Source organism: Crocinitomicaceae bacterium (assembly GCA_016708105.1).
Classification (GTDB): Bacteria; Bacteroidota; Bacteroidia; order Flavobacteriales_D; family Crocinitomicaceae; genus JADJGJ01.
Map to the genome: position 1 here is coordinate 815322 of JADJGJ010000002.1, position 24095 is coordinate 839416.

General features: G+C 37.2%; 20 protein-coding genes. 12 read left to right on the forward strand and 8 right to left on the reverse strand.

The genetic code is table 11. From position 1 onward, the window contains the following. The first annotated feature begins 162 nt into the window (after positions 1-162). Positions 163-768, forward strand: a complete 606-nt coding sequence (locus IPH66_14720; protein MBK7130596.1) for an RNA methyltransferase — start codon at positions 163-165, stop codon at positions 766-768. A gap of 25 nt (positions 769-793) precedes the next feature. Here IPH66_14720 and IPH66_14725 read toward each other — a convergent pair whose 3' ends face one another. The 7 genes from IPH66_14725 to IPH66_14755 all read right to left on the reverse strand — a co-directional run bounded on the left by IPH66_14725 (position 794) and on the right by IPH66_14755 (position 12926). Then, entirely contained in the window at positions 794-2479 is a 1686-nt protein-coding gene (locus tag IPH66_14725) for an SPOR domain-containing protein (GenBank protein ID MBK7130597.1), read from the reverse strand. Then, positions 2362-3255 carry a transglutaminase family protein gene (locus tag IPH66_14730; GenBank protein MBK7130598.1) on the reverse strand — a complete coding sequence of 298 codons (894 nt, stop codon included), beginning with the start codon at positions 3253-3255 and terminating at the stop codon, positions 2362-2364. Before IPH66_14730 ends, IPH66_14725 begins: the two co-directional genes overlap by 118 nt. Positions 3256-3401: 146 nt before the next feature. Further along, a complete protein-coding gene (locus IPH66_14735) occupies positions 3402-4274 on the reverse strand; it encodes a nucleoside phosphorylase (protein ID MBK7130599.1) in 873 nt (290 codons plus the stop codon). A gap of 4 nt (positions 4275-4278) precedes the next feature. Continuing rightward, positions 4279-5871, reverse strand: a complete 1593-nt coding sequence (gene bshC / locus IPH66_14740; protein ID MBK7130600.1) for a bacillithiol biosynthesis cysteine-adding enzyme BshC — start codon at positions 5869-5871, stop codon at positions 4279-4281. A gap of 138 nt (positions 5872-6009) precedes the next feature. Beyond that, entirely contained in the window at positions 6010-6432 is a 423-nt protein-coding gene (locus IPH66_14745) for a nucleoside-diphosphate kinase (GenBank protein ID MBK7130601.1), read from the reverse strand. 117 nt (positions 6433-6549) lie between these two features. After that, a complete protein-coding gene (locus tag IPH66_14750) occupies positions 6550-9909 on the reverse strand; it encodes a gliding motility-associated C-terminal domain-containing protein (GenBank protein ID MBK7130602.1) in 3360 nt (1119 codons plus the stop codon). Positions 9910-9914: 5 nt separating this feature from the next. Next, entirely contained in the window at positions 9915-12926 is a 3012-nt protein-coding gene (locus tag IPH66_14755) for a gliding motility-associated C-terminal domain-containing protein (GenBank protein ID MBK7130603.1), read from the reverse strand. Positions 12927-13211: 285 nt separating this feature from the next. Here IPH66_14755 and IPH66_14760 point away from each other — a divergent pair, with 285 nt between their 5' ends. The 10 genes from IPH66_14760 (at position 13212) to IPH66_14805 (ending at position 21338) form a co-directional block, all read left to right on the forward strand. Then, positions 13212-13595: a hypothetical protein gene (locus IPH66_14760; protein ID MBK7130604.1), complete on the forward strand. Its 384-nt coding sequence runs from the start codon at positions 13212-13214 to the stop codon at positions 13593-13595. 111 nt (positions 13596-13706) lie between these two features. Beyond that, positions 13707-14132, forward strand: coding sequence for a hypothetical protein (locus IPH66_14765; protein MBK7130605.1), 426 nt, complete (start codon positions 13707-13709; stop codon positions 14130-14132). Positions 14133-14380: 248 nt separating this feature from the next. Then, on the forward strand, positions 14381-15238 hold the full coding sequence (locus tag IPH66_14770) for an ATP phosphoribosyltransferase (protein MBK7130606.1): 858 nt from the start codon (positions 14381-14383) through the stop codon (positions 15236-15238). A 17-nt stretch (positions 15239-15255) separates the two neighbouring features. Continuing rightward, positions 15256-16542: a histidinol dehydrogenase gene (gene hisD, locus IPH66_14775; protein MBK7130607.1), complete on the forward strand. Its 1287-nt coding sequence runs from the start codon at positions 15256-15258 to the stop codon at positions 16540-16542. Then, a complete protein-coding gene (hisC, locus tag IPH66_14780; GenBank protein ID MBK7130608.1) occupies positions 16539-17558 on the forward strand; it encodes a histidinol-phosphate transaminase in 1020 nt (339 codons plus the stop codon). Before hisD ends, hisC begins: the two co-directional genes overlap by 4 nt. Before the next feature lies 1 nt (position 17559). Then, positions 17560-18651, forward strand: coding sequence for a bifunctional histidinol-phosphatase/imidazoleglycerol-phosphate dehydratase HisB (gene hisB, locus IPH66_14785; protein MBK7130609.1), 1092 nt, complete (start codon positions 17560-17562; stop codon positions 18649-18651). Further along, positions 18648-19226 carry an imidazole glycerol phosphate synthase subunit HisH gene (gene hisH / locus IPH66_14790; protein MBK7130610.1) on the forward strand — a complete coding sequence of 193 codons (579 nt, stop codon included), beginning with the start codon at positions 18648-18650 and terminating at the stop codon, positions 19224-19226. Before hisB ends, hisH begins: the two co-directional genes overlap by 4 nt. A 1-nt stretch (position 19227) precedes the next feature. After that, positions 19228-19950 (forward strand): 1-(5-phosphoribosyl)-5-[(5-phosphoribosylamino)methylideneamino]imidazole-4-carboxamide isomerase, encoded by a 723-nt coding sequence (gene hisA, locus IPH66_14795; protein ID MBK7130611.1) that lies wholly within the window; start codon positions 19228-19230, stop codon positions 19948-19950. Between the two features lie 51 nt (positions 19951-20001). Beyond that, positions 20002-20754: an imidazole glycerol phosphate synthase subunit HisF gene (hisF, locus tag IPH66_14800; protein ID MBK7130612.1), complete on the forward strand. Its 753-nt coding sequence runs from the start codon at positions 20002-20004 to the stop codon at positions 20752-20754. Continuing rightward, positions 20751-21338 carry a bifunctional phosphoribosyl-AMP cyclohydrolase/phosphoribosyl-ATP diphosphatase HisIE gene (locus tag IPH66_14805; GenBank protein ID MBK7130613.1) on the forward strand — a complete coding sequence of 196 codons (588 nt, stop codon included), beginning with the start codon at positions 20751-20753 and terminating at the stop codon, positions 21336-21338. Before hisF ends, IPH66_14805 begins: the two co-directional genes overlap by 4 nt. Positions 21339-21340: 2 nt before the next feature. Here the strand turns inward: IPH66_14805 and IPH66_14810 are convergent, their stop codons facing one another. Beyond that, a complete protein-coding gene (locus tag IPH66_14810) occupies positions 21341-22546 on the reverse strand; it encodes an ATP-binding protein (GenBank protein MBK7130614.1) in 1206 nt (401 codons plus the stop codon). Positions 22547-23281: 735 nt separating this feature from the next. On the opposite strand from IPH66_14810, the gene IPH66_14815 reads away from it, so the two are divergent. Continuing rightward, complete coding sequence (locus tag IPH66_14815) at positions 23282-24091, forward strand: ZIP family metal transporter (GenBank protein MBK7130615.1); 810 nt, start codon at positions 23282-23284, stop codon at positions 24089-24091. Positions 24092-24095 lie beyond the last annotated feature (4 nt).

A 24095-nucleotide genomic window follows, 5' to 3' on the forward strand; every position in this document is an offset into this window, starting at 1 on the left:
AAAAATAATTGAATCCGCAGGATGGCGCTATCACGGAACGAAATAAAATTAATCAGGTCGTTACAGGAGAAGAAAGGAAGGGAGGCTTCAAGACTCTTTCTTGTTGAAGGGGTGAAAATGGTAGAGGAGCTGTTTTGTCAGTCAAAATACCGCATAGAGTCTGTGTTTTATACGGTTGATTATCAAGGCAAGATACCTCATGATGTGCATGCGTATGCAGTTTCTGAAACTGAATTGGAGAGAATATCAGGTCTGATTTCACCGAATAAAATTCTGGCTCTTGTAAAATATCCGCCAAGATTCATCCCTGACTGGAAAAATGAGCAACTCGTTCTTGTGCTGGATGAGGTTCGTGATCCCGGTAATCTGGGTACCATCTTGCGCACTGCTGATTGGTTTGGTGTAAAAACTGTGATTGCTTCTGAAACCAGTGTTGATCTTTACAATCCAAAAGTTATTCAGGCCAGTATGGGTGCGGTATTCCGCATCAATTATTTGCAAGATAACTTGATCAATGTCATGTCAGAATTGCAAGAACATTCTTTTAAAATTTATGGGGCAGATCTAAAGGGCAAAGATTTGTATCAGGTTGAATTAGCAGCTCATTCAGCTATTGTAATGGGCAGTGAATCACATGGGCTTACACCGGGTGTTAAGCAAATGTTGAGTGAAATTGTTACCATTCCACGTTTTGGAAAGACAGAATCATTGAATGTTGCAATGGCCGCCGGTATCATTCTTTCTCATTTCCGCAGCAAGGTGATTTGATCAACAGGTATTGACCTCATTGATTTTATTGCTGCAAAACCCATCCTTTGATAGCTAGGTCATGATAGATTGAGCTAATGGCATTTTCGGCATCTGTTCTATTTTCAAAACATGCGGCTGATACATAAGTCATCCCTTTTGAGTTAGGAATTAATTTTGCCTGATATCCTTTGCCGGTAATTTCAGCTTGGTAATTTACAGCATTCTCATAAATTGAAAAACTGCCAACAATGACATGATAATTACAGTTAACATCTGATTTTACACTTGGTGAAGATGGGGTTGAAGTAACCGTTTTTTTCTTCTCAATTTTTGAGACATCCAGTTTTGAAAGAGAATTAATATTGCCCTTAGCAACCGGAGCTGAGACAGGCTCATCTTCTAAAGTTTTAGTAACCATGTCAGCTTCATCATCTAACGTTATATCATTGTCATTAGCTTTTTGATCAGAAGAATTTTTAGGGAGACTTACAGGTTGAAATAGAGACAGAAACAAATCAAGCTCTTGTTCAAAAATGAAATCTTCATGTGCATTTTCTTGCGCCAATTTAAAATCTTTAAATATTTCAATTTTACCTTCATAACACGCTACCCAAATTTCTGAATCTTCCCAGTTGGCGGTGATACCTATTGGGTGATGTCCTGTGTTGACGACTTCAACAACTTGCATACTGTCAGTTCTTATTTTACTAAATGTGTTAGCAAAATAATTGACTACGTACAAATATTTTTGATCAGGAGACAAGATCATACTGCGCGGCCCGGCATTGGTACTGCAATATTGATGTGTACTATCAGCTATACAATATTTCAATAAGGAATTGCCTGAATTAAGCGAAATATAAAGCAAGCTGTCATTGGAAGAAAGCACAACATGCCGTGGTGATTTGCCTACATTAGAGATGTATGTTTTTTCATACGACGCTAAATTGATACGGGCAATTTTGGTTGAACCCATTACCGTGATATATGCCCATTTTGAGTCTGATGAAATGGCAACACCCCTAGGATGCGCGCCAACATCAACTTTTTTAATTTCTTTTTCAGTTGCCAAATCAACAATGGAAACATCACCGCTACTCCAGTTTGAAACCACCATTTTTTTTTCATCGGGCGTAATAGCAAGATATTTTGGAACGGCACCTACTTTAATTACTTTTTCAATTTGAAATGTTTGGGTATTTATTTTGTAGATGAATCCCGGGTCATATCCTTTTCCATTGCAAGCGTCACATCCGGGATTATTGAATCCGTCACCACTCATGGTATAGTTTGATACCCACAAGTAATTTCCATTATGAGAAAAACTAGCCTCAACGGGTCCACCCAAATATGAATCTCCCTTGTAATCACTGAAACCGTGTGCTTTCAAATCAATCTCATCAGAAATTTTTGCTATCAGTTCTCCGTTTTTGTTGTAAAGAGTTACTGTGTGCCGGTACATCATGTTTTGCGCGGCGAATAGACCTGTACCGCTTGCAACTACTGATTTTGGAGAGATTCCGTCACCCAATTCCATTTTCTTATAAATATACTTTTTGCCCTGCGCAAAAGTGAAAGGTGATAGTAGAATGAAAAAAAAGTAGAAAATAATTATCCAAGCACGGTTTGGATCTGTTGCAGATCTTGTGCTTTCTGATTTTCTCCAACCCTGCTGTAGGCGTATGAGAGATTGCTCAGCATGCGTCTGAGTATTTCGGTATTTGAACATGGTTCAAAATAATCGCGCTCAAAGGGTAGATTCAGACTTCGTAAATAATTCTCAATCTCATTGTGATCAAAAATTCTTCCACGGCTGAATGGATTGATATAAAACAATACATTTCGGTCGTCATCAAACCCTAACATTTTTAATGTCTTGAGTTCGTCTACGAAACCAAGCACAAAATGGTTAGGTAAATTTACACCATAAATTGGTATTTGCAGTCTTTGAGCAATGACAGAGTAAAGGATTGACAGGCTTAAAGGATTCCCTTTCTTTGATTCAATTACCGTATTGATGTACGAATTTTGCGGTGCATAGAAATTGTTTTTACTTGACTCAAAGCCACAAATGTCAAATAAAACGTGATTAAAAATTTTGACAATTTCAAAAGCAGTATTATTCTCATTGATTTCAAGCCAAACCTTTTGTTTTATTTTTTCCAGCTCATCTTCAATTTTCTTTTCATTTAAATCTGGAAAATGGAATTTGCTCAAAATCATAGAACCTCTGAACAGATCGCGGTTAGACGAGTCTCTCCATTTTTTGAGCTCTGTTTTTATTTCATTCAATCTTATTTCATGTATGATTCCATTCAACCTATCCTGATATTCTTGTTGGGTAATGGTTTGGTGCCAGGTTTCTTCTAGGGCTGATACAGCGTTTTTACCATAGCCAACCAATTTGTCTCTGACATGGTCATAAACTAAAGGGTCAGGGTCTTCAACCAGTTTGATTAAAGCAGCTAACTCTCGCGGATTATTTGGTACCAGTGTAGTTCTCACCTAACAAAGGTATGAAGCCTTATCGCCGGCTGCGGTTGACGGCCTTAAATGTTTTTAACCCGCTAATGTCAATTGATTTATTTTGATCATCACCTGTAAACCACTGAATTCAACGGATTGAGCAGGTTATTAACAAAGATTTTTAATTAAACCGTTAATTTAATTAGTACATCTTCAATCAAACTGATCATTTTGGTTTTGTAGTCAGGTTCAAATTGATTTGTATATCTGTTGGCAACAACCAGACACACCGTGGTAGCTTGGTGTCCCAGCGCTTTAGATAATGCAAAAAGGGCAGATGATTCCATTTCAAAATTGGCTACCGGCATCTGATTCCATGTAAATTTTCTGATGGTGTCCCTGAAATCAGGTATGCTCAGTGGTACACGCAATTGTCTTCCCTGTGGTCCGTAAAAACCGTTAGCTGTTATGGTGATGCCTGAATGAAAACCTGAACTCAGTTTATTGAATAGTGACTCATCACTGCTTGTAAAATAAGGAGTGTTGAGGTGTGTTGGCCATTGCGTTTGTTGAATAAAGGCGTTTGAAGCTGCACACTCATCCGGTGAAAAAGGAATTTGGTAGAAGCCTGCTACGCCATCTAACCCAATTGCATAACGTGAAACAATGCTTTCTCCCGGAGCTATGCTTTCTTGCAATGATCCGCAGGTTCCAATTCTTACGAGCTTTAATGATTTAAGCGCCGGTAATAAAGTTCTGGTTGAAAGTTCAATGTTTACTAAAGCATCTAGTTCATTAAGCACTATGTCTATATTGTCGGTTCCTATTCCGGTTGATAAGGCGGTGATTTCTTTACCTCTGCAGGTACCCGTTACAGTATAAAATTCGCGGTGTTGATGTTCAAAACGTATTGTATCAAAGAATTTTTTGATCAATTCCACTCTGCCTTGATCACCCACAAGCAAAATCGTATCGGCAATGTCTGCCTGATTAATGCCAAGATGATACACGTTTCCATTTGAATCTAAGGTTAGTTCTGATGCTTTAAATGTTGACATAATTTTAACTATACATTACACGCACTGCGCAATTTGAAGCATTATCACTGAGTAGCCTGATCAAGTCGTCAACCCATGTTTTGTTAGCTAAATAATAGGGAAGAAAATTGACTTTTCGTTCAGCAAATGAACCATCAGGAAAAAGTTGACCTCTCAATTTTTTTATGCGGTTGAGCGTAGTTTCGTCTTTTTGCTTTTGGGATCTGATCAGTTTTTCTTCAATTTTTTTTAGTGATGCAGACATTTTTACAAATTCTGCTTCTGTTAGGTTTGCTAATCCGCTGTCAGTATGTTGTACTAAAGCTGATATTTTTTCTTTGATGGTTTGCAAGTCTGTTTGTGCTTGTGTAATTTCATTTTCAATACCTGAATTTTCTCTCACAAATTGTTTCATCAGATAATCTGCTTCTTTTTGCAGATCAGTAATATCAAGAGATAGTGTTTCTAAATCTTCTCTTTGTTTTTGATTAATCAAGACAATTGAATCACGCACGCGCAATACCGGAAAACTCACGTTGAGCGAATCAAATAAATGACGTAATTGCATCCAGTATGAAATTTCACCGGCACCACCAACATATACCAAATTGGGCAAAACTAGTTCCTGATAAACAGGTCGCAATAAGGCATTGGGTGATATTCTTTCAGGATACTCTGTTATAATTTTTAATAGTTCATCCGTAGTGAATGATAGATTTCCTGCAGTAAATGTTGTACCATCAGTTATAATTCTGTGTCTGATGTTAAGTTCATCAAGATAAAACAAGTTGCACTCTCTGACATGGGCTTGTTGATGATAGCCATGTTTTTGGAGTCGGGCGTTGGTTTCAGTAACCGTTTTATGTACAATTTGAGATGTTATTTCTTTTTTATAAACCTGAACCATTAGTTTTTTTAATTCTCTTTCATTGCCATCCAGAATAATCAAACCATGATTACCAAATAAGTCATTATACAAATGCCGAGTAGCCTCAGCTAAATTTTTTTCTTGCAGATAATAGTTGCGAAATTTCTGAATGATTTCTTTTTCAAAATTTTCACGGAACAAGTTTTCAATTTCATCAAATACTCCGCTGAGGCTAGCCGTTTCAAATTTTCCGGCTATAAGAGATTCACGAACCGGTTTAACCCATTCAATATTTTTTCCAAATAAATTGAGGTGATTTATTTCTTCAAAATCATGGTCTTCTGAAGCCATCCAGAATACTGGTACAAATTGATGCTGCGAAAATTTTTTACCCAGATGTGCAGTCAAAGCTATAGCTTGAGCAATTTTAATGATTGAATATAGTGGCCCGCCCAGCAAGTTAAGTTGATGTCCTGTTGTAATACAAAAGGTATTCTGATTTTTAAGTGAAAGAATATTTTTTTTTGAGCTTTCTGACAAGGAAATTTGAGCATTCTGTTTTGCTAAAATATCATAGAGAAGATTTCTGTCTACAGCAAATTCTTCTTTTTTATTGAGTTTGTTTAGAATGGCTTCGTCAGAATAAAATTGTTTACAAAATTCAGTCACACGATCATTCTCCCCAACATAATCTTTAATTAGGTCAGGAATGGAACGAAATTGAGAAAAAGGGTATGAATTTTTCAGCATAGATCAAAATTAACCCAATTTTGCTATATCTGCAATCATGGATACGAATCAAACTTTAAGACGAAAATGGTGAAGAGATATTGTAAAAAAAAAGCCACTTGTCAATACAAATGGCTTTTTGAAATATGATGGTGCTAATTATCCTACCAATTCTGCATCAGAGAAATGGAAAGCAATTTCAATTGCAGCATTGTCATCAGAGTCTGAACCATGCACAGCGTTTTCTGCTTTTGATTTTGCGAATTTTTTCCGAATGGTTCCTTCAGCAGCTTCAGCAGGATCAGTTGATCCAATCAATTTTCTGAAATCAACTACTGCGTTATCTTTTTCTAATGCCATAGATACAATAGGGCCACTTGACATGTACGCTACAAGTTCTCCATAAAAGGGACGTTCTTTGTGAACTTCATAAAAAGCACCTGCGCGCTCTTTAGATAGTTGTGTCAATTTCATTCCTTTAATTTTGTAGCCGGCGGCAATAATCATGTCAATAATTTTGCCGGCATGTCCTGCAGCAACTGCTTCAGGTTTAATCATGGTAAATGTTCGGTTGGTAGCCATACGTATAAAATTTTGTGCAAAGATAGATAGAGTTTTATTATCAGAACAATAAAAATAAAGTTGAACAAACCGGAAATAAAAAACCCTGTCCTTTTTATTTGACAGGGTTTTTAAAGTTTATTTACTGTTTATTATTTGAATTGAGCCTTGGCCTTCAAATGGAGTACCGTTCTCAGCAACTCCTGTAAATGTGTAGAAGTAAGTTCCATCACTGCAGGTGTCTCCGTTCGGATCTGTACCATCCCATTTATCAGTAATGGATGTCATTTCATACATTCTAACTCCCCAACGATTCACAATAATACAATTGAATTCAGCAACGCCTTCAGCATATTCATAAAAATAGAATTCGTCATTTGTTCCGTCGCCATCAGGTGAGAATATATTTACTGGCATAAAATCTAGCGGATTATATATTACTACCGGTTTACACAACGTATCTGAACAACCATTGCTGTTTAATGCTACAAGGCAAACTTGATAGGTTCCGCCCTCAGTGTATGAACGATCATAAGTTTCATAATAATCATGCGTTAAAATCCAGTTTTCACCGGCAAAACCAAAATGCCAGAAGAAGGTGGTGTCAGCCATTGGATCATTTGGATTGGCGAAATATTGAGATTCATTCACATAATGAACATCAACCTGTGCAGTACCAAAATATTGCGCTGTAAACTGAGGAGATGTCATTTCAAAATCAGCAATAGGTGAAACTTCAGGCACAGTGACTATGGTTGTAAGTGTACAACCTTTTGTGTCTGTAACTAAAATTTGATAGTCACCCGGATTCAGACCGCCCCAGGTTGAATTACTAGAAGTAGCACCGGTTTGTAAATTTGTCCACAAATAAATATAGTTTGGATTTTCACCCGAAGCTGCCGCATAGACAACACCGTGCCCGTTTTGATAATCAAACATGCGACAATCAGCCGGTTCAACTCCTAATTCAACAAAGTAAAGTGAGTCAGGATAAACAATTGAGAAGTCAAAAACATCCGAACATCCGTTGGCATCATTAATTGTCAGTGAATATGTGCCCGGAGGAAGTTGCACACAAGAGTCTTGACCAATTCCATTTATTCCGTTTGGATTCGGATTCCAGAAATAACTCAAGGCGTTGTAACTTCCATTATAGTTGTAAACGGTATCAGCAACAGCTAAACCTGTGTTGTATCCATAACAAAGCGGTTGTGTGATATGTAAATCAACGTCTAATTGTTGTGGCTGATTAATAAAAACTGAATCAATTCCTGCACATCCACTTCCATCATCCACGTTGAGGTAGTACCAACCGGTACCAATATTATTTACTGTGTTTGTTCCTGTGCCATTGATTTGTGTACCTGCTGAGTTGGTAATTACATATGTATATGGTCCACCACCCGCAGTATTGATGGTGAGTGATCCATCAGTAAATCCATAACAAGAAGGTGTTCCAATGGTCAACGCCATAGTTGGGCTGGTATTGATTTCAATTGGCATACTGTAGGTGTCAATACATCCTTGATTTGTTTCAATAGTTAATTCAATGATATAAGTACCTGTCGCGCCATATTGGTAGGTTGGATTTGTTGATGATGATCCATTTCCGTCACCAAAATCCCAATCGTTGATAGTTATTGTAGCGCCACCACCACCGGCAATGGAGTTATTGTCAAAAGTGATTGGATTAGAAATGCATCCCCCGGTAAGTCCATCTGCTGATGATTGCCCGTTGATAATAAATTCAAAATCTGCAATTGGTTGTGCATTCAAATTCACAGTTACAATGGCTACATCATCCAAACATCCTGATGCTCCAGGAACGAGATATTCAAATGTATAAGTTCCTGCAAGTCCGGTTCCGGTTAATACGGCTGTACTTGTATTAAATTGTCCGCTTGGTACTGCTGTGGTTTCTGACCAGGTCCCAGAATTTGAAGTAGTGAGGTAATCATCTAAATCTAGCACTGTGCCACTGACGTTACACATCGTTATAGTTGAATCACTTCCTGCTGCACCAGACCCTCCAAAGTCAATGACGATTTGCTGAACAGAAAAACATCCTCCAACAGGATCTGCTATTACAGCATAGACCACATCACCCGGCCCCATGGTATTTGTTGGCCAAATTCCTACGGTCTGATCAGCACTATCCGGAATTACACCGTAAAATTCAATGACAGTACCCGGAGTATTATTGAGATCGGTTATGACTAAAGTTGTTAAGTCAAATGTACCGCATTGTGGTCCCGGATCGGTTATTACAATTTCTGGTCCTGCTGTCAAGTCTACCACTATTTCTTTAATAATTTGTCCAGCAATACAAGATGTTACGGGAGTACCGGTTACAGTATATGTAGTAGTATTGTTAGGTGAGGCTTGCGTAGAAGTTCCAGTAGTTGTACTTAAATCGTCAGTAGGTGTCCACACCCATGTATAGTCGCCGGTATTTGGTCCATCAACACTTATAGTTGTAGGTACACCGGCGCAGGTGAATACGGTATCAACAGATGGCTCGCAGAAAGCAGGTGGTAATCCTGTTCCGCCAACAAAATCAAAGAAATATAAACTTGAAAGCGCTGCATCAATTTGATTTTGGTCAAGTATTACACTGAATTGAAAAGTTTCGCTCGCTCCTGCAGATAATGAAGAAATTTTGTAAGCAAGTGAAATAGCTTCATCAGCAAATACGCTTGAGCCGGCAGTTCCAACAAGTCCAGCGGTTCCATTCCAAATGTCAGACGCATCACGGTTTGAAAATCCACCGTGACTCACTCTAAAATTTGATCCAATGGCGGCTAAACCAATGTAAGAAACCCAAGGTGAATTTTGAGTTGCAGAAACTAATGCTTTTTCACATCCGGGTGCCGGTTGAGACACTATCGTGTTTTGCGTATAATAATCAAATGTCAGTTCCTCATTGTTGTCAGGGTCCAGATTTCTGTAATAGTACAGATCATTCAATGTACCCCCCGTGTTATTGGTAAGCGTAACTTCAGTTGTATAATAAAGCTGTGTGATATTTAGTGAGTACACAATGGTAATAGCAACATTAGCTACAGCGCCATCCCACTGCAAGCTTATACAATCACCATTTTGCTGATAGTTACTTAAACTACCGGGAATTTCATATTGTGTTCCCCAACCGGTATTTGCATTGATACCATTATTGCTGTAGTTAACACCATTTATTTCTAATCCAAAACCATTCTCAGGTGTTCCGGGGGTGAAAAAATCTCCATCGTAATTTACCCAACCATCATTTTGCGGATTTGCAACAAATCCCAAATAAACATCCGAAGTAGAATTTGTGCGAGAGTTTGAACCCGGCAAATCCGGTGCACCTTCATGACCATGATTGTGCACGCCAATTTCAACTTGGTTACCCATCAGATAACCACCATTAGCGTTGATTTGTGAGTTTGCATTCATTCCTGAAATAACGCAAGCTATCCCAATCAGAATCTGCCATTGGTTAATATGATTTTTTATCATGGTACTTATTTTCCGTTAACTACATGTATGTTTCCTTGCCCACTGAATTCTTCTCCATTCTGTGCTACACCTTCATAGGTATAGAAATAATAACCGTCAGTAACCAAGTCCCCGCTTTTATCTGTTCCATTCCACACATCACTGATGCTGGTCATTTCAAACACTGTTACTCCCCAGCGATTAACAATTACACAAGAAAATTCTGCCACACCTTCAGCGTAGTTTGCGAAGGTAAAGCCATCATTAATTCCATCACCGTCCGGAGTAAATACATTAACCGGAACGAATGAAAGCGGATCGTAAATCACAATTGGTTTGCACAAAGTGTCAGAACATCCATTTTTATTCAATGCAACAAGACAAACTTCATATGTTCCACCAATTCCATAACTTGTATCAAATGTCTCAAAATAATCTTCACTCAAAATCCAGTCGCTTCCGTTGAAATTCCAGAAGAATGTAGTGTCAGTGAGCGGATCATTCGGATTAGAGAAGTACATAGATTCATTGACAAAATGTGCATTTACCACTGCTGTTCCAAAATATTGTCCTGTAAATTGTGGAGAGGTAATTTCAAAATCAGCAATTGGGTTTAGAGAATCCAGTGTGACAATTTCTGTCAAAGTACATCCCTTATCATCCGTAGCTACGATTTGATATTGCCCCGGATTTCTGCCTCCCCAAGTTGTGTTGGTAGAGGTTAAGCCAGTTGATAATTCTGTCCAGAGGTAAGTGTAATCAGGTGTACCGCCGGCAGCAGCAGCATAAACTACGCCGTTACCTGATTGATATGAGAACAATCTGCAGAACGCGGGGTCAGTACCAAGTTCAACAAAGTATAACGAATCTGGGTATGTAATAGAAAAATCAAAGGTGCGTGAACATCCTTGAATATCATTTATAGTTAAGGTATAAGATCCTTCAAAAAGTTGACTTGATGAATCTTCTCCCATACCGTTTGTTCCGGCAGGATTTGGGTTCCAGAAAAAGCTGACAGTATTATATGCTCCTGCATGATTATAAACTGTATCAACAAAGGCAATGCCGGTAGGTATGCCATAGCAAAGAGGTTGCGTAATAACCAAATCAATGTCAAGCTGTCCGGGTTGATCAACAAAAACAGAATCAGTAACAAAACAACCATTTCCATCACTGATAGTTGTATAGTACCATCCGGTTGGAAGTTGGTTGATGGTGTTTGAGTTGCTGACATTTAACTGCGTACCTGCTTCGTTGGTCATGGTGTAAACATAAGGTGCAACGCCATTAACTAAATTCGCTGTTACAGATCCATCAGAGAAGGCATAACAAGTAGGTTCGCTTGAAGTAAAATCAATGCTCAGTGGAGGTGGCTCACTAATCACGAAAGTTTGAGACCATCCGCAACCATTTTGATCTGTAATGTTAACAGTCCAATTGCCAATACCTAAATCATTTTGATAGGCTGATCCTCCGGTGTTGACTACTTGAGTTTCAAAAAGCGACGCCCCATTGTACCATTCGACATCAAAAGGACCGCCGTTACCAATAATATTGTTGATGTAGGCAGTACCATCATCATCACCACCACAACTACCATTTGACAAACTGTCTACAACCCAGTTAGCGGTTACACCAGTGATATCAATGTCAACAAAGGCAGATGCGAAACATGCTGAAGCTGTATCCCCAATGATATATTCATATACACCTGACAAAAGCGTATCACTTTGAGCAGATGGATTGATTGGATCATTACCGGCATCAAGCCAGAAACCGCCGGGAGTTGGTGATCCACCCAGGAAATTAAAGAGGTTTACCAGACCGGCATCATTACAAATTGCAAGTACGCTGTCTGTTCCCGGATCCAGTGGTGGCGGTACATCTAACTGAATAGGAAAAGATGCAATACCCGGTATTGGACATACTTCATCTGAAGCTACAACAGAGATGATTGATCCGCTGTATCCTGCTTGAAATGTCCAGCATATTGTTGCAGTTGCCGGATTAGTGCCCGTTTGCGTAAGTGTTGCGCCAGGTAAAAACAAATCAATATTTGAGGTCAGAACAAGGTCATCACCTAAATCAGGATCATCAAAAACTACATCAAAACAAAATTGATCACCAGTACAAAGTGTTATGGTGTTTCCATTCACAACTGCGTTGGTTCCGAAATTATCAAAATTGGTAATAGCCAAAGGTGCATTTGGCGGAGTATTTGGGCAGTTTTGAACAACAAATTGAATATCGTGCATCAGCGTACCAACTAAATCACCAGCGGCATTATACTCCTCAACCATGATGGTTACAACATAATTTCCAGGCACAGTTGGCGTAAAATTAAGTTGTCCGGTATTTGGGTCTACAGTAATTCCAGGGATTGGAGCGCCTGCTGAATATCCACCGGTATAAGTTATTGGTGCACCACCGCTTCCAAGCGCATTCACAAAGGAGAAATGGAGCGAGTCACCATCGGGTTCCAAAACACCAAAGTCATAACTTACAGGAATGTTTGTGCAAACGTATGGAATTGGTTGACTGGTTATTATTGGCGAGTTATTGCAAACGGATGTGGCAGAATAAAGTTCAGATTGAATATAGAAACAATTTGTACCAACCAGATTTGTTGACGGGTTGCGATCACATACTTCATAACTCATCGTCCATGCATCACAAACGGGATTTAAAGTCACTGTACCGGTATAAATATACTCCTGCATACCGGGTAAAGTACCCGTTCCACATGTACTGTTTGGAATTTCAGGAGTACACAATTGTGACACTTCACTTGATGATAACAAAGACAAGGTTAAAAATGGATTTGTTAATCCGCAATCATTAGAAAACTGAATGCTTGGACTTGTTGGAGCACTTACCCCGCTGCAGTCCCTGTAAAGGGTTAGGGTGATGAGGAACTCGTTAGGATTGCCCGTGCATGTGTATCCGATATTACCACCTGCAATATGCGTTGCAAATAGCGATTCAGAAAACATGATTCCCAAAAATGCTGTCAGAAGTGAAATTCGTTTTATCATCATTTTATTCCAATTTTTTTATTTGGTTTTATGTTGAGACTCTTATTAATTCAATAAGGTTGCATTAAAGTTGTGAATATACCTGTTTTTTAAATATGCTGACCAAGGTTGGGTTCATGTGGTATTTGAAACGGTAAAATAATAACAATAATCAGCTTTGGTGATCAATATTAGACTTAGTCAGAATCATTGACGGACTTTCAGATTTGAAAAAAAAAAGAATAGTTGATTAAACCTGTGATGCATTATAATGTCATAGAGGTGAAAAACAAATTAAAATCTACACGTATGAAAAGAGCAATGAAAATGATGATGTTGGCTTTGTTGATGATAGTCGCAAACATAACAATGGCGCAAGAGGGGAAAGAAGGAGATAGCCTTACCGTTGAACAAAGAGCTGATAAACGAACGCAAAAAATGAAACAAGAACTTTCATTGACTGAGGCTCAAGTAAAATTGATTTATGATATTAATCTTGCCCATATCACCAAAATGGAACAATACAGAGCAGAGATGAAAATTTTGCGTGAAAAAATCAAGGCTGAAAAAGAGTCAACTCGATTAAAGATTAAGGAGGTTCTAACACCTGAACAAAATGTCATCTTTGATCAAAAACTTGAAGAACATAAGAAGAAAGAACAAGAAAAACACCCTGAGCCGCACAGAGACTAACCGACTGTTTTAGCGCATAAATCCCACCTTGTTTGGTGGGATTTTTTTATTCACATGCCTTGCCTTAATTCGATTAAAATTATATATTGCATTAAATTTCAGGGCAAAGCAATGACAAAAGATTTTATTGATACTGAATTCGATAATCTGATGACTGAGGATGGATTTGTTGATCTTGGATCTGTCACAATTTCTTTTGAGAATAATATTGCATGGATCGTGACACGTGAATTTGCTGAAATATCAGCTGAGGATATGCAAAAACAAATGGATGTCTGCGCGGCATATTATCCTATTGATAATTTTGGGGTATTGGTTGACGCAAGCAAATACTGTGTTATATCTAATCAAGCCAAGTCGATGCTGGCATCAAGTGTATATAAAAATAGAAAAGCCATTGCTATTGTGAGTGGTAGTTTGCCTCTTCGTATTTTGGCTAATTTTTATATTTCTGTTTTTAAACCAAATACGCCGACACGTCTCTTTAAAAATGTTGTTGAAAGTGAAAAATGGCTAAACACTATGTTATCTCAATAAGAAAAGTCGCAAATCAAATAATGAAATTTGCTTCAGATTTTGGTAATTACAAAAAACAATCTACATTTGTGCCATTAACAATTGTAATCATGTTAAAACAAGTACATCATCATCATTCTCACACTTGCACTCAGGCGAGCTGGTAATGATGTATATGTAAAACAAAATATTTCAAACCCGTCTGAGTTAATCAGGCGGGTTTTTGTTTTTAATCCCAACTGGTTTACTCAGGCACAATTTTTAAAAGCATGAATAAACTAAAAATCGCAGTACAAAAAAGTGGAAGGCTCAGTGAAAAATCGCTTGAGCTTTTAAAAGAATGTGGAATTAAAATTTCCAATGGAGACCGAAAACTGAAAACAGTTGCGGCTAATTTTCCCTTGGAGGTTCTTTTTTTGCGTGATGATGATATACCGCAATATGTTGAGCAAGGTGTTGCTGATATTGGTATTTTGGGTGAGAATGAAGTGTGGGAAAAAGATAAAAACGTGTTGACAATTGAGAAACTGGGATTTGCAGGTTGTAAACTTTCACTCGCCATTCCTAAAGATGAAAATTATTCCGGTTTATCCTATTTTGAAGGTAAACGTGTTGCAACATCTTATCCAAAAATTCTGAGAAATTACTTTCAAGCGCAAAAGGTTCATGTAGAAATTGAAGAGATAGGCGGAAGTGTAGAAATTGCCCCGGGAATTGGATTGGCAGACGGAATCTTTGATATAGTTAGCACAGGAAGCACTTTGCTCATGAACGGATTGAAAGAAGTTGAGGTTGTAACAAAAAGCGAAGCAGTTTTAATTTCTTCACCTGAGATGACAGAGGAGAAAAAAAATATTCTTGAGAAATTTTTATTCAGAATACGCGCAGTCAGAAACTCTGCTGAGAATAAATATATTTTATTGAATGCGCCCAATAACGCAATTGAAGCAATTTCAAAAATTTTACCCGGCATGAAAAGTCCAACCATTTTGCCATTAGCTGAAGAAGGATGGAGTAGCATTCACTCTGTTGTAAAAGAAGATCAGTTTTGGGATATCATTGATCAATTGAAAGAAAATGGTGCGCAGGGAATTCTTGTGGTACCAATTGAAAAAATGATTCTTTAATTCAGAAATTAGACGCAATGAAAACAATTATTAATCCTGCAATAAAAGAGTGGTCATCTCTGATTCAGCGCCCTTCAGCATCAACAAAAGTATTAGATGAAATTGTTGATGAAGTATTTCAAGCAATTCTTACAAATGGTGATAAAGCACTGTTTGATTACACCAAAAAATTTGATCAGGTAGAATTGAAAAATTTGCTTGTAGAAAGAGATGAATTAAAATACTCATCAAGGCTCTTATCTGATAAATTGAAGAAGGCAATTAAACTTGCATATACCAATATTTCAAAATTTCACAAGTCACAACGCGAGAAGGTGCAGAAAATTGAAACTAGTACAGGGGTAATATGTTGGAGAGAATCACGCGCAATTGAAAGAGTAGGGATTTACATACCCGGCGGATCCGCACCTTTATTTTCTACTGTGTTGATGTTGGGTATTCCGGCAAAAATTGCCGGTTGTAGTGAAATTATTCTCTGTACTCCACCGGATAAAAGTGGAAAAATAAATCCAGCCATTCTATATTGTGCTTACCTCATTGGAGTTGATGCTGTCTATGCAGTTGGAGGTATTCAGGCAATAGGAGCAATGACTTTTGGAACAAAATCTATTCCGCGAGTATCTAAAATATTTGGCCCGGGAAATCAATATGTGACAGCGGCAAAACAACGTGCACAAAATTTTGGTTTGGCCATTGATATGCCGGCGGGTCCAAGTGAATTATTGATTATTGCAGATAAAAAATCAAACCCTGAATTTGTTGCAGCAGATTTACTTTCACAGGCAGAACACGGTGAAGATAGTCAAGTTATTTTACTCAGTACTTCAGCAAAACTCATACAGGAAACCAAAAAATCATTAAGTGCCCAATTGGAAAAATTGCCCAGAAAAAAAATTGCAACCGAAGCATTGAAAAATAGTTATGCTATTCAACTCAGAGATGAGGTGGAGTGTATTAGTTTTAGTAATATGTATGCTCCTGAACATTTAATTTTGGCCTGTGAAAAAGCGGATATACTTGCTAAAAGTGTGGTCAATGCAGGTTCAGTGTTCATTGGTAAATATGCTTGTGAAAGTGCCGGTGATTATGCTAGTGGAACCAATCACACGTTACCAACCAATGGTTACGCAAAAAATTACAGCGGTGTTTCACTGGATAGTTTTGTTCGTAAAATTACATTTCAGAAAATTAGTAAACTAGGTATTCAAAAAATTGGTCCGGCCATTGAACTTATGGCTGAGGCAGAAGAGCTTATTGCTCACAAGAATGCCGTAAGTGTCAGACTTAAAAAATCAAAAAAATGACTTTTATAGAAAATTTAATACGACCATCATTACTTAAAATTAAACCGTACTCCAGTGCTCGTGATGAATACAAAGGATCTGACGGAATTTTTCTTGATGCAAATGAAAATCCATTTGGTGAATTAAACCGTTATCCTGATCCGTATCAGAAAAAAATTAAAGCAGAATTATCAAAAATTAAATCCATTTCAACCGATTCAATTTTTATTGGAAACGGGAGTGATGAAATAATTGATCTTGCATTTAGAATATTCTGTCGGCCGGCCAAAGATAAGGCATTGACGTTCTCTCCAACCTATGGTATGTATGAGGTATGTTCAGCATTGAATGATGCAGAATTATTGAAAATACCATTGAATAATGAGTTTCAAATTGACCTCGATAAGTTGGATAGATACATCCATGATTCTGCATTAAAATTAATTTTTATTTGCTCGCCGAATAATCCAACCGGAAATTCGATTCAAGGAGTTGAAGAAGTTGTAAGAAAATTTAAGGGTATTGTGATCATTGATGAGGCGTATATTGATTTTAGTGAGCAACCTTCATGGACAAATCGTGTTTTGGAATTTCCAAATTTAATTGTCACACAAACTTTTAGTAAAGCATGGGGTTTGGCTGCTGCAAGGGTAGGTGTTGCTTATGCCCAACCAGAAATTATTGCTTGGTTTAACAAAGTGAAACCACCCTATAATATTAGCCAGCTGAATCAAACAGCTGCACTATCTGCTCTGCAAAACAAAAACACAATTGATGAACAAATTTTGTGTATTAAATCAAGCAGAGATCAATTGATCAATGAACTCAAATCAGTTAGCAGGGTGAAAAAAATCTTCCCATCCGATGCGAATTTTATTCTGGTTGAATTTGATGATGCTGAAGATGTTTATAAAGGTCTTATCAATAAAAAAGTGATAACCCGAAATAGAAATTCAGTTATAAAAAATTGTGTACGTATTACTATTGGCACACCTCTTGAAAATGCGAAATTAATTTCAGAACTTAAAAAAATGTAAGATGAAAAAAGTACTTTTTATTGATCGTGATGGTACCTTAATTATTGAACCGCCTCAAGATTTTCAGGTTGATAGTTTAGAGAAGCTGGAGTTTATACCCGGTGTATTTTCAGCTTTGTCAAGAATAGCCGGTGAATTGGATTTTGAATTAGTCATGATTACAAATCAAGATGGTCTTGGTACGGCATCTTTTCCTGAAGACACATTTTGGCCGGCTCAAAATAAAATGATAAAGGCTTTTGAAAATGAAGCCATAGTATTTTCTGATATCTTGATTGACAAGAGTTTTCCGCATGAAAATTTACCAACCAGAAAACCGGGAACAGGACTATTGACAAAGTATATTTATGGAAATTACGATCTACAAAATTCCTTTGTTATTGGTGACCGATTGACTGATGTTCAATTGGCAAATAATCTGGGTTGTAAATCAATCTATCTGGGTGATGATAATTTGGTTACTGCTGAGCTTTGTACCCAAAACTGGAGTGAGATTTATTCATTTCTGAAATCTGCGCCAAGAAAGTCATGCGTAAAACGAAAAACGGTTGAAACTGATATTGAAATTGAACTTAACTTGGATGGATCAGGTAAATCAAGTATTGAAACCGGCATAGGTTTTTTTAATCACATGTTAGAGCAAATTGCAAAACACGGAAACATGGATTTGCGTGTTCATGTTAAGGGTGATTTACACATTGATGAGCACCATACTATTGAAGATGTGGCACTGGCATTAGGTACAGCTTTCATTGATGCACTGGGTTCTAAAAAAGCTATTGAGCGTTATGGTTTTTTATTGCCAATGGATGATTGTTTGGCTCAGGTGGCAATTGATTTTGGAGGTAGACCTTGGTTAGTATGGGATGTAGATTTTAACCGTGAAAAAATTGGAGAAATGCCCAGTGAAATGTTCAAACATTTTTTCAAATCTTTTAGTGATAATGCAAAATGCAATTTAAACGTGAAAGCTGAAGGTGAAAATGAGCATCACAAAATTGAAGCTATATTTAAAGCATTTGCAAAAGCGCTGAAAATGGCAAAGCAAAAGACGAATGATTATTCTATTCCAAGTACAAAGGGATTATTATGATAGCAGTACTGAAATATAATGCGGGTAATATCGGGTCGGTTCAAAATGCCTTGCAAAGATTGGGTTATGAATCGGTGGTTACTGATGATTTTGAGGTATTGTTGAATGCAGATAAAGTCATTTTTCCCGGTGTGGGTGAAGCTAGTTCGGCTATGAAATACCTGAAAGAAAAATCTTTGGATACCTTAATTAGATCATTGAAACAACCCGTACTTGGAATCTGTCTTGGACAACAATTGATGTGCGCTTTTTCTGAAGAGGGAAATGTAAATTGTTTGGGAATATTTAAAACGATAGTTAAAAAATTTCCTCCTCAGGATATTGTGCCGCACATGGGTTGGAATAATTTAACGCATCTCAAGGGTGCTCTATTTAATGGTATAAATGAACAGAATGATTTCTATTTTGTGCATAGTTATTATGCTGAACTTTGTGAGACAACATCGGCCAACTGCAATTATATTGTGCCTTTTAGCGCCGCCCTGCAGATAAATAATTTTTATGCAACTCAATTTCACCCTGAAAAGTCTGGAAAAACCGGTGAAATTATATTACAGAATTTTTTAAAAATATAAGATGAGAATTATTCCTGCAATTGATATCATTGATGGTAAATGTGTGAGGCTTACCAAAGGAGATTATGGAACCAAAAAAGTGTATCATGATGATCCAATAGAAGTAGCAAAGCAATTTGAAGCACACGGAATTGAATGTCTTCATTTAGTTGATTTAGATGGAGCAAAGTCAAACAGAATCATCAATTATAATATCATTTCTTCTATAGCAACAAATACAAAATTGAAAATTGATTTTGGAGGAGGATTAAAAAGTGATGAGGATATACGAATTGCGTTTGAATCTGGCGCATCACAAGTTACGGGAGGAAGTATAGCAGTTAAAAACAAAGACTTATTTCTGACATGGATATCGCGATATGGAGCTGATAAAATTATTCTTGGTGCTGATTGTCTCAATCGTAAAATTGCAACTCAGGGATGGTTGGAAAATTCAGAAATGGATGTAGTTACTTTTATTGATGAGTATCAGAAGTGTGGAGTGAAATACGTGATCTGTACTGATATTTCTAAAGATGGAATGTTGCAAGGAACAGCCAATGAACTGTATCAAGAAATATTGAAAAACACACAAGTTAATTTAATTGCAAGCGGTGGTGTTTCATCGTTGAGTGATTTAGTAGAATTAAAAAAGATTGGCTGTGAAGGTGTAATAGTGGGTAAAGCAATCTATGAAGGGCAAATTAACTTGGCAGAATTGAGTGAATTTTGTCTTAATAAATGAGCAATAAAAGATTCTTGTGTAACAACAAGTAGAACATAAAAAATAAAATAGATGCTAAAAAAACGTATCATACCTTGTTTAGACATACAAAATGGACGAACAGTTAAGGGGGTAAATTTTGTTGATATAAAAGATGCCGGTGATCCTGTTGAGTTGGCAAAAAAATATTCAGAGCAAGGCGCTGATGAGCTAGTTTTTTTGGACATCACAGCCACAGAAGAGAAGAGAAAAACCCTGACAGACTTAGTAAAAAATGTTGCTGCGGTTATTAATATTCCGTTCACGGTGGGTGGTGGAATAAATTCTTTACTTGATGCTGAAGCTGTTATTCATGCCGGTGCTGATAAGGTTAGTTTAAATTCAGCTGCCGTTAAAAACCCGAATTTGATTTCAGAAATTTCTGGTCAATATGGAAGTCAATGTGTGGTTGTTGCTATTGATACACGTTATGTGAATAATGAATGGATGGTATTTGTGGGTGGGGGTAAGGTACCAACCGGTCTCAGGGCTCTTGAATGGGCGCACACTGCAGAGCAGGCTGGTGCCGGAGAAATTCTGCTAACTTCTATGAATAGTGATGGAACTAAATCAGGTTTTTCCATTGATATTACCAAAACAATTTCTGAGTCTGTTGGTATTCCGGTGATAGCTTCAGGTGGGGCAGGAGTTGTAGAACACTTTAGAGATGTCTTCATTAACACAAAGGCGAGCGGTGCTTTGGCAGCAAGTATTTTCCATTACAATGAAATTTCAATACCGGATTTAAAAAATTATTTAAAGTCACAAAATATTTCTGTACGATGAAACCTGATTTTACAAAAGAAAATGGATTGGTTCCTGTTATTGTTCAGGATTCAATTTCTATGCATGTGCTAATGCTAGGCTATATGAATGAAGAGGCCTTTGCCAAAACATTGTCTGAAAGACGAGTTACTTTTTTCAGCAGATCCAAAAACCGATTATGGACAAAGGGTGAAACATCAGGAAACTTTTTAAACGTTGAAAACATTCGTCTTGATTGTGATCAGGATGCGATCTTGATTTCTGCAACACCTAATGGACCAACTTGTCATACCGGATCACAATCATGTTTCGGAGACGCTAGTTCAAAAGGTTTCATTTATCAACTAGAGAAAACTATTTCTGAAAGAATTGATTCTGATGACCCTAATTCATATACAAATAAACTTTACAAAAGAGGCATTAATAAAGTTGCACAAAAAGTGGGTGAAGAGGCTGTAGAGCTTGTGATTGAATCTAAGGACCAGAATGATGAATTATTTTTGAATGAAGCAGCTGATCTGATGTATCATTTTTTAATTCTTTTGAAGGCAAAAAATCTTTCTTTATCTAACGTGGAAGATGTATTGGCTGCGCGGTCAAAATGATATTACAACAAGAGAATGTCTTTGCCTGCTATGACATGCACTGTTACTTTTTCATGAACAAATGTTTCACTTTGATTTTTAGTGAGAATATATGCTTTTTTCATTTTAAAGAAATGAGCTGCTTCAGTCAATCCTGCTAGTTCGCGGTCTAGATTATCTGAGTTCAATTCTTCGCATACCTGTATTGTATGGATGCATTTATTTTTGTCCATAACAACGAAATCACATTCGGTTTTTTCTCGGAAGTAATATAATTGTTGATATTTTTGACGCAAATAAAGATATACTGTATTCTCAAGCAATCTTCCCTTGTCTTTGCTAAAACTTAGCGAGTTTGCGTTTATCAGTCCGCTATCTATTGCATAGACTTTTCTAGGATTGACTGAAACACTTTTTGCAGAGTAACTGAAACGTGGTAAAAAGAAAAGCAAATAGGAGTCTTCTAACCAGGCAAGATACCCTACAACAGAATTTGTGCTACCCACTGAGAATGTGCGTCGCAGACTGTTGAAGGTGGTTTCTTTGGCTATATTGGATATTAAAAACAAGGTCATATCCATCAGTGTTTTGTTGTTGCGTATAGCGTACCGTATAGCAATGTCTCGCAGAACTATGTCTTTTAATAATGTTTGCAACATTTCTTGATTATAATCTCTGAGATATTCAGGGAACCCACCATGTTCAATATATTTTTCAAAACTTGCGGTTGTGTTTTTTAATTTCTTGTGGATGAGAAATTCACTATATGAAAATGGAAATAGTTCATGGTGAAGGTGGCGTCCAGTTAAACGAGTACCTAATTCTTTACTTAAGAGAGATGCGTTAGAACCTGTTATGTACACTTTTTCTCCTCGATCATGTAATTGTCTTATGAATATCTCCCATCGCGGAACATTTTGGATTTCATCAAAGAAATAGGCTGATTTACCGCGTCCCATTATTTCATCAAGTTTCTGAAAGTCTTTCACATCAAAACCAAAAACTCTCGGATCTTCAAAATTGAAATACGCTATATTTTTTTTGTGTTTTGCCATGAGTTGTTTCATGAGCGTACTTTTGCCACACCGGCGTATGCCTGAGATTACTTCCACGTGGTTTCCGCCTTTACCAAATTTGCCAAGATATTGACGTGATGTGGCTCCTATATCTTTTAATATTTCTTGTTGTTGAAATACGTACGCGTTTTCTATTTCTTGTTTGAGTACCATACTTTATTCTTGCTGATTATATTAAATTAAGTTACTGTTCCTTCTGGTATTCTCTTCTAATTTCAATTGGGTGTATATATCTTCCCCTTTAGCTTAAATCATTACTCTATGCATAACGGTTACTGCTCTATACGTCAAATATCCACTAAAAAAAGATAAATATGTATTATGGTAAAATACAAGGATAAATAGTATTAGTGTACAAGAGTTTATAAAACCAATGAACAACAGATTATATTCTTAATTCACAAATATGTATATTACTAAGATACAAAAATATATATTACAAATATAAAAAAAATATATTAGTAAAGTACAAAGGCATATATTTCAAAAATACAAAAGTATATATTACTAAAATACAAAAGTATATTATATTAAAATACAAAATGGTATTAAAAAACAGAACAGTATATTGCTAATGAGCTAAAGAATGATTAGAAATGAAAAGAATTTCTTTACGTTAAATATGATGCAATTACTATAAACAAAGACGTAGCTCACCCGTGCTCTTGTACAGTTCATTGTATGGTGTGTTTGCATAAAAACCTGGCAGTGCTGCGCCGATATCTTATTGTTGTAGACTTATTGCGATATAACAACACCTGAACTATATCTGATGAAATACAATGTAGTCAACTACGATAGTTGATGTATTGATCGCATTTAATGCGGATTATAATATAGATTCACGGTATAACCCTTTTTATCTAATTGCGTACAAATACCTGACACATGGAAAGTTTACTTCAATATCATCCGGTTTGGTTGGCACTTGGCGCTACGCTTTTTACGTGGTTAGTAACGGCTGCAGGTGCGAGTTTGGTGTTTTTTTTTAAAACGGTCAACCGTAGAATTTTGAATGCCATGCTGGGATTTGCTGCTGGAGTTATGATAGCAGCAAGTTTCTGGTCTCTTCTTGCGCCATCAATTGAAATAGCTGAAGAAGCGGGCATGATTCCTTGGTTACCTGCCTTGGTTGGTTTTCTGTCAGGGGCTGGGTTTTTATTATTGTTTGACCAGATATTACCTCACGTACATCCCCGGATGAAAACTGAACAGTCAGAAGGGATAAAAACATCTTGGAATCGCAGCGTACTACTTATAATGGCCATTACGTTGCACAATATTCCTGAAGGTTTGGCTGTTGGTGTGGCATTTGGTGCCTTAGTTGGAAATCCGGATATTCAATTATTAGGTACGGCAATTGCCTTGACCATTGGTATTGGATTGCAAAATTTCCCTGAAGGCGCTGCTGTTTCTATTCCGCTCAGACGTGAGGGATTTACTCGTAGAAGAGCTTTTTTTTATGGACAGATCTCAGGTATTGTTGAACCCATTGCAGGTGTCATTGGTGCATTACTGGTTGTTTACATTGAACCTATGTTGCCTTTTGCGCTGGCATTTGCTGCCGGAGCAATGATTTTTGTGGTGGTTGAAGAATTGATACCTGAATCTCAATATGGAACGGGATCAGATTTATCTACCATCGGAGCCATCATAGGTTTTGCTGTCATGATGCTTTTAGACGTTGCTTTGGGATAAAAAA

Coding starts and splice junctions, on each gene's coding strand:
- IPH66_14725 (MBK7130597.1), bottom strand. CDS start 2,479: ATGTTCAAATACCGAAATACTCAGACGCATGCTGAGCAATCTCTCATA.
- IPH66_14735 (MBK7130599.1), bottom strand. CDS start 4,274: ATGTCAACATTTAAAGCATCAGAACTAACCTTAGATTCAAATGGAAAC.
- bshC (MBK7130600.1), bottom strand. CDS start 5,871: ATGCTGAAAAATTCATACCCTTTTTCTCAATTTCGTTCCATTCCTGAC.
- IPH66_14745 (MBK7130601.1), bottom strand. CDS start 6,432: ATGGCTACCAACCGAACATTTACCATGATTAAACCTGAAGCAGTTGCT.
- IPH66_14750 (MBK7130602.1), bottom strand. CDS start 9,909: ATGATAAAAAATCATATTAACCAATGGCAGATTCTGATTGGGATAGCT.
- IPH66_14755 (MBK7130603.1), bottom strand. CDS start 12,926: ATGATGATAAAACGAATTTCACTTCTGACAGCATTTTTGGGAATCATG.
- IPH66_14760 (MBK7130604.1), top strand. CDS start 13,212: ATGAAAAGAGCAATGAAAATGATGATGTTGGCTTTGTTGATGATAGTC.
- IPH66_14765 (MBK7130605.1), top strand. CDS start 13,707: ATGACAAAAGATTTTATTGATACTGAATTCGATAATCTGATGACTGAG.
- IPH66_14770 (MBK7130606.1), top strand. CDS start 14,381: ATGAATAAACTAAAAATCGCAGTACAAAAAAGTGGAAGGCTCAGTGAA.
- hisD (MBK7130607.1), top strand. CDS start 15,256: ATGAAAACAATTATTAATCCTGCAATAAAAGAGTGGTCATCTCTGATT.
- hisC (MBK7130608.1), top strand. CDS start 16,539: ATGACTTTTATAGAAAATTTAATACGACCATCATTACTTAAAATTAAA.
- hisB (MBK7130609.1), top strand. CDS start 17,560: ATGAAAAAAGTACTTTTTATTGATCGTGATGGTACCTTAATTATTGAA.
- hisH (MBK7130610.1), top strand. CDS start 18,648: ATGATAGCAGTACTGAAATATAATGCGGGTAATATCGGGTCGGTTCAA.
- hisA (MBK7130611.1), top strand. CDS start 19,228: ATGAGAATTATTCCTGCAATTGATATCATTGATGGTAAATGTGTGAGG.
- hisF (MBK7130612.1), top strand. CDS start 20,002: ATGCTAAAAAAACGTATCATACCTTGTTTAGACATACAAAATGGACGA.
- IPH66_14805 (MBK7130613.1), top strand. CDS start 20,751: ATGAAACCTGATTTTACAAAAGAAAATGGATTGGTTCCTGTTATTGTT.
- IPH66_14810 (MBK7130614.1), bottom strand. CDS start 22,546: ATGGTACTCAAACAAGAAATAGAAAACGCGTACGTATTTCAACAACAA.
- IPH66_14815 (MBK7130615.1), top strand. CDS start 23,282: ATGGAAAGTTTACTTCAATATCATCCGGTTTGGTTGGCACTTGGCGCT.